This is a genomic window from Bradyrhizobium sp. SHOUNA76 (assembly GCF_023006445.1).
GTDB lineage: Bacteria > Pseudomonadota > Alphaproteobacteria > Rhizobiales > Xanthobacteraceae > Bradyrhizobium.
In genome coordinates this window covers 1-5,460 of the sequence record NZ_JALBHA010000444.1, presented here as the reverse complement: position 1 = coordinate 5,460, position 5,460 = coordinate 1, and the positions used below count along the sequence as shown (strand labels likewise).

General features: G+C 64.7%; 5 protein-coding genes and 1 pseudogene. 4 read left to right on the top strand and 2 right to left on the bottom strand.

Features of this window, described 5'->3' with window-relative positions; translation table 11 throughout:
- Both MOV74_RS30285 and MOV74_RS30280 read left to right on the top strand, forming a co-directional pair.
- Positions 1 to 324 (top strand): AIR synthase-related protein (locus tag MOV74_RS30285; RefSeq protein ID WP_246930422.1); only part of this gene is annotated, 324 nt, incomplete at its 5' end.
- 234 nt (positions 325 to 558) lie between these two features.
- On the top strand, positions 559 to 2,679 hold the full coding sequence (locus tag MOV74_RS30280) for a sodium-translocating pyrophosphatase (protein WP_246930420.1): 2,121 nt from the start codon (positions 559 to 561) through the stop codon (positions 2,677 to 2,679).
- Positions 2,680 to 2,976: 297 nt separating this feature from the next.
- Here the strand turns inward: MOV74_RS30280 and MOV74_RS30275 are convergent, their stop codons facing one another.
- Both MOV74_RS30275 and MOV74_RS30270 read right to left on the bottom strand, forming a co-directional pair.
- The gene (locus tag MOV74_RS30275) at positions 2,977 to 3,990 is read right to left on the bottom strand and encodes a tripartite tricarboxylate transporter substrate binding protein (protein WP_246930418.1); all 1,014 of its coding nucleotides are present in this window, start codon (positions 3,988 to 3,990) and stop codon (positions 2,977 to 2,979) included.
- A 212-nt stretch (positions 3,991 to 4,202) separates the two neighbouring features.
- Positions 4,203 to 4,688, bottom strand: a complete 486-nt coding sequence (locus MOV74_RS30270; protein ID WP_246930416.1) for an outer membrane protein assembly factor BamE — start codon at positions 4,686 to 4,688, stop codon at positions 4,203 to 4,205.
- Between the two features lie 98 nt (positions 4,689 to 4,786).
- Here MOV74_RS30270 and MOV74_RS30265 point away from each other — a divergent pair, with 98 nt between their 5' ends.
- Both MOV74_RS30265 and MOV74_RS30260 read left to right on the top strand, forming a co-directional pair.
- Entirely contained in the window at positions 4,787 to 5,338 is a 552-nt protein-coding gene (locus tag MOV74_RS30265) for a ubiquinol-cytochrome C chaperone family protein (RefSeq protein ID WP_246930414.1), read from the top strand.
- Positions 5,335 to 5,460, top strand: a pseudogene (locus tag MOV74_RS30260) (DUF177 domain-containing protein); the annotation flags it as partial. The gene MOV74_RS30265 and the pseudogene MOV74_RS30260, both read left to right, overlap by 4 nt.

Sequence of the window (5,460 nt, the reverse complement as noted above, 5' to 3'; positions counted from 1 at the left end):
GCCGGCGATCTGGTGAAACTCTGCGCAGCGTCCGGGGTCTCGGCCACGGTCGACGTGGCAAGCGTTCCGCTCTCAGCCGCGGCGGCGGGCCTGGTCGCCCGCAAAATCGTTTGCGTCGAGACGCTGCTTGCGGGGGGCGACGATTACGAGGTGCTGTGCACCGTCCCGCCGGCGCAGGCCGATGCACTGATTGCCGCTGGGCGGGCGGCCGGCCTTGCCGTCACGGCGATCGGCACCATCGTCGCGGGGAAGGAGAGGCCGCGCTTCCTGGACGGGCAGGGCCAGGAATTGGCCCTGACGAGGCTGTCCTACAGCCACTTCTAGGAATTGCTCCAAACCGGCATGTTAGTTCTCGGGACTTGCCCTAAATACTTGCCGAGATCGGCTTTTTCGGCCTCATCCGGCGTTGCACCCTCAATTTGATTTTGGCAAGCTTGCGGCTGACTAAGGCCGTCCCTTTTGGGCAAGGGGCGGCTTTGTTCGAAATCAAGGCGCCGCACCGCACGACGGACAACAAAAGGCGCCGGGGGTACATCAAGGATCTGAGGCAAACATCACATGACAGCATTATGGTTGATTGTGCTCTGCGGAGCGCTTTCCGTCGTCTACGCGATTTGGGCGACGTCTTCGGTGTTAAGCGCGGATGCGGGGTCGCCGCGCATGCAGGAGATCGCAGGAGCGGTCGCTGAGGGTGCACAGGCCTACCTGCGGCGCCAATACACCACGATCGGTATCGTCGGCATCGTCATCTTCGTGCTGCTTGCCTATTTCCTCGGGCTTTATGTCGCGATCGGTTTTGCCATCGGCGCTATCCTGTCCGGCGCCGCGGGCTTCATCGGCATGAACGTCTCGGTCCGCGCCAATGTGCGCACCGCCCAGGCCGCGACGACGTCGCTGGCCGGCGGCCTCGAGCTCGCCTTCAAGGCGGGCGCCATCACCGGCATGCTGGTGGCGGGTCTCGCGCTGCTCGGCGTGACGCTCTATTTCGGCTTCCTGGTCCATTCGCTGAAGCTGGCGCCCGATAGCCGCACCGTGGTCGACGCCATGGTGGCGCTCGGCTTCGGCGCCTCGCTGATCTCGATCTTCGCCCGTCTCGGCGGCGGCATCTTCACCAAGGGTGCGGACGTCGGCGGCGACCTCGTCGGCAAGGTCGAGGCCGGCATCCCCGAGGACGATCCGCGCAACCCCGCGACCATCGCCGACAACGTCGGCGACAACGTGGGGGACTGCGCCGGCATGGCCGCCGACCTGTTCGAGACCTATGCGGTGACCGCGGTCGCCACCATGGTGCTCGCGGCGATCTTCTTCGCCAAGACGTCGATCCTCGCCAACATGATGACGCTGCCGCTCGCGATCGGCGGCATCTGCATCATCACCTCGATCATCGGCACCTTCTTCGTCAAGCTGGGGCCGAGCCAGTCGATCATGGGCGCGCTCTACAAGGGCCTGATCGCAACCGGCATCCTGTCGCTGGTCGGCATCGCGTTGGTGATCTACTACCTGATCGGCTTCGGCAAGCTCGAGGGCGTCGATTACACCGGCATGGCGCTGTTCGAATGCGGCGTGGTCGGCCTCGTCGTCACCGCTCTTATCATCTGGATCACCGAATACTACACCGGCACGGACTATCGTCCGGTGAAGTCGATCGCCCAGGCCTCGGTGACCGGTCACGGCACCAACGTGATCCAGGGGCTTGCCGTCTCGATGGAGGCGACCGCGCTGCCCGCGATCGTGATCATCGCCGGCATTCTGGTCACCTTCAGCCTCGCCGGCCTGTTCGGCATCGCGATCGCGACCGCCACCATGCTGGCGCTGGCCGGCATGGTCGTCGCGCTCGACGCGTTCGGCCCCGTCACCGACAATGCCGGCGGCATTGCCGAAATGGCGGGCCTGCCGAAGGAGGTGCGCAAGTCGACCGACGCGCTCGACGCGGTCGGCAACACCACCAAGGCGGTGACGAAAGGCTACGCGATCGGCTCCGCCGGTCTCGGTGCCCTCGTGCTGTTCGCGGCCTACAACCAGGACCTCAAGTTCTTCGTTGCGGACAGCGCGCATCATCCCTACTTCGCCGGCGTCAATCCGGACTTCTCGCTAAACAATCCCTACGTGGTTGTCGGCCTGCTGTTCGGCGGCCTGTTGCCGTATCTGTTCGGCGCGATGGGCATGACCGCGGTGGGACGTGCGGCAAGCGCGATCGTCGAGGAGGTGCGGCGCCAGTTCCGCGAGAAGCCCGGCATCATGCAGGGCACCGACAAGCCTGATTACGGCAAGGCGGTGGACCTGCTGACCAAGGCGGCGATCAAGGAGATGATCATCCCCTCGCTGCTGCCGGTGCTGTCCCCGATCGTGGTCTACTTCCTGATCTACGCGATCGCGGGTGGCGGCGTGGCCGGCAAGTCGGCGGCGTTCTCCGCGGTGGGCGCAATGCTGCTCGGCGTGATCGTGACGGGCCTGTTCGTTGCGATCTCCATGACCTCGGGCGGCGGTGCCTGGGACAACGCCAAGAAGTACATCGAGGACGGTCATTTCGGCGGCAAGGGCTCTGATGCCCACAAGGCGGCCGTGACCGGCGACACCGTCGGCGATCCCTACAAGGATACGGCCGGCCCCGCGGTGAACCCGATGATCAAGATCACCAACATCGTGGCCTTGCTGCTGCTGGCGATCCTGGCGCACTGAGCGGCAGAGGCGAACCAAGACAAAACCCCGCGGCGCGAGCCGCGGGGTTTTTGTTTGATGGACTGCACCCTCTCACCGCGTCATTGCGAGGAGCTCTTGCGACGAAGCAATCCAGGGTCTTTCCGCGGTGGCAGGCTGGATTGCTTCGCTACGCTCGCAATGACGGAGATGAGACCTAATGCACGTCCATCCGCGGATAGCGCGTAGGGCGGATTAGCGAAGCGTAATCCGCCACACTCGAACAGAAGAAGGCGGATTACGCTTTCGCTAATCCGCCCTACAGATCGCGGCCATGCGTCACTGCACGTCCATCTGCAGGCCTTCCTTCTGGATGATGCCGGCGAACTTCTTCGTCTCGGCGTCCACGAAGGCGGCGAATTGCTGCGGCGTGCCGTAGTCGGCGCGGGCGCCCATGGCGGTGATCTGCTTCTTGATGTCGTCGCGCTCCAGCATCGCCTTGACCTGAAGATTGAGCGCGTTGAGCACCTCAGGCGAGACGCCCTTCGGCAGGAAAACCGAGAACCACGACGAGACGTCGAAACTCGCCAGCTCCGGCGCGCTCTCGCGCATGGTCGGCAGGTTCGGCGCGAGCTCGCTGCGCTCGGTGGTGGTGACGCAAAGACCGTTGAGCGTGCCGCTCTGCACCTGCGGCAGGCTCGGATAGAGATTGTCGAACAGGATCTGGATGTCGCCGGCGAGCGCGGCCTGAAGCGCCGGGCCTGCGCCGCGGAACGGAATGTGGGTCATCTTCAGCCCGGTGAGCTGGAGAAACCAGGCGCCGGTGAGGTGAGGGCTCTGGCCGACGCCGGAGGAGGCGTAGCTGAGCTTGTCCGGATTGGCCTTGAGATAGGCGATCAGCTCGGCGATCGACTTGATGCCGGTCTTCGGATGCGCGGAGACGATGTTCGGAATCCGGATCATGTTGGTAACCGGCTGAAGCTGGTCCGGCTTGTAGGTAAGATTCTTGAAGATGCTGTAGGCGATCGCGTTCGGACCGGGATTGCCGACCAGGATGGTGTGGCCGTCGGGCTTGGCGCGGACCACCTCGGCGGTGCCGATGGTGCCGCCGCCGCCCGAGCGGTTTTCCACGACGGCGGACTGGCCCCAGGCGGTTTGCAGATGAGCGGCCAGGAGCCGGCCCATCACGTCGGTCGAGCCGCCGGCCGCGGCCGGCACGACGAGACGAACATTCTCGGTGGGCTTCCAGTCCGCAAGGCTCGAACGCGGCAGGATCGCTGCGGCCGAAAGGCCGGCAGCACCGGTGAGCACGCGACGACGGGACAACAAAGTGTTCTGAAGTTTCTTGGACACGAATCCACTCCCAGCTTCTTGCTTTGGCGGGAGCGTAGGGAACCTCACTTGTGACGGCAAGTCGCACGCCACGGCAAAGGCCGCGCGAAGGGCGGCACGACGCCGCAGGCTAGAGCCATTTACCTTGCGGTGGAATTGGAACGGGCTCTAGCCTCTTGTTTGACGCGCTTCTTGACGCGAACCGATGTCCACCTTCGCTCGAAAGGTTCTGCTCAGTTGAAGCTGAGCAGCTTGAACAGCGGCGTGAGGTAGCTCATCTCCTGCCCCGACGTCGGCGTGGTGCGGCTGATGAAGTCGAAGATCTTGCCGTCCTGCAGGCCGTAATTCGCAAGCCGCCGGACGCGCCGGTTCTTGTCGAAATAGATCGCGATGACGCGCTGGTCGACCACCTTCTGGTTCATGAAGGCGACCATGCGCTCCGAGCGCTGCGAAATGTAATAGAACACTTCGCCGTCGAGGGTGGCGACCGTCGAGGGGGTGCCCATCACGATCAGCACCTGATCCTGGCTCGCGCCGATCGGGATCTGCTCGAGCGCGCCGGGCGGCAGGATGTAACCCTTCTGAAACTGCTCACCGGTGCAGCCCGCGAGCGCCGCACCGATCAGGGTGACGGCCGCGAGCATGCGTAAGCCGCGCCAGCGTGCATGAAGGCCGCGCCGCTTGCCTGCGCGCAGGCTGGTCTGGTTCGTTGTCGTCATAGCGGAACTGATTCCGTCCCCTTGCGTCGCGCGAGGCGCTGAAGTACCGGGCTGAGGCTCTGAATGCAACTCGCGCGCGCCCGCTTGCGGAAACCACAATGCTTTGGCCGTTCAATCACTTCAGGAAACCCCGGCTAACCCCGTCGGGCACCATTGAAGCCATCTATGGCATGATCGTGACGCAGGCGCGAGAACCCATATTTTACCGCGACTTGGGCGTGCCCGATACGGTTAACGGGCGTTTCGACCTGTTGCTGCTGCATCTGTGGCTGCTGCTGCGCCGCCTGCGCACCGTCCACGGCGCCACCGAGCTGTCCCAGGCGCTGTTCGACCGATTCTGCGAGGATATGGACGACAATTTGCGCGAGATGGGGGTGGGCGACCAGACGGTGCCGAAGCGGATGCGGGCTTTCGGCGAAGCGTTTTACGGCCGGGTTCAGGCCTATGACCAGGCGATGGAGGCCGGCGGCGAGGCACTGGCAGAGGCGATCTGCAAGAATATCTTGAACGGGACCGGCCTGGACCGGGCGCAGCGGCTTGCCGCCTATGCCCGGGCCAGCGAGGCCGATCTCGGCCGCGCCGGCGAGGCTGCGTTGCTCCGCGCCTCCTTCAGGTTTCCTCCAGCTACCCCCGAGGATGTCACGCCATGAGCCGACCGAATGCCGAATCCCGGCCCGATCCCTGGCGGTCCCCCGTCATCGCCGCGCAGATCCCCGACACGGGCCTGCATCGCAAGCTCGAGGCCTCGGCCGCCGAGCGGCAGGCCATTGCC

What these genes read in the sequence shown, in the direction of transcription:
- MOV74_RS30280 (WP_246930420.1), top strand. Translation starts at nt 559, where the DNA reads ATGACAGCATTATGGTTGATTGTGCTCTGCGGAGCGCTTTCCGTCGTC.
- MOV74_RS30270 (WP_246930416.1), bottom strand. Translation starts at nt 4,688, where the DNA reads ATGACGACAACGAACCAGACCAGCCTGCGCGCAGGCAAGCGGCGCGGC.
- MOV74_RS30265 (WP_246930414.1), top strand. Translation starts at nt 4,787, where the DNA reads ATGCTTTGGCCGTTCAATCACTTCAGGAAACCCCGGCTAACCCCGTCG.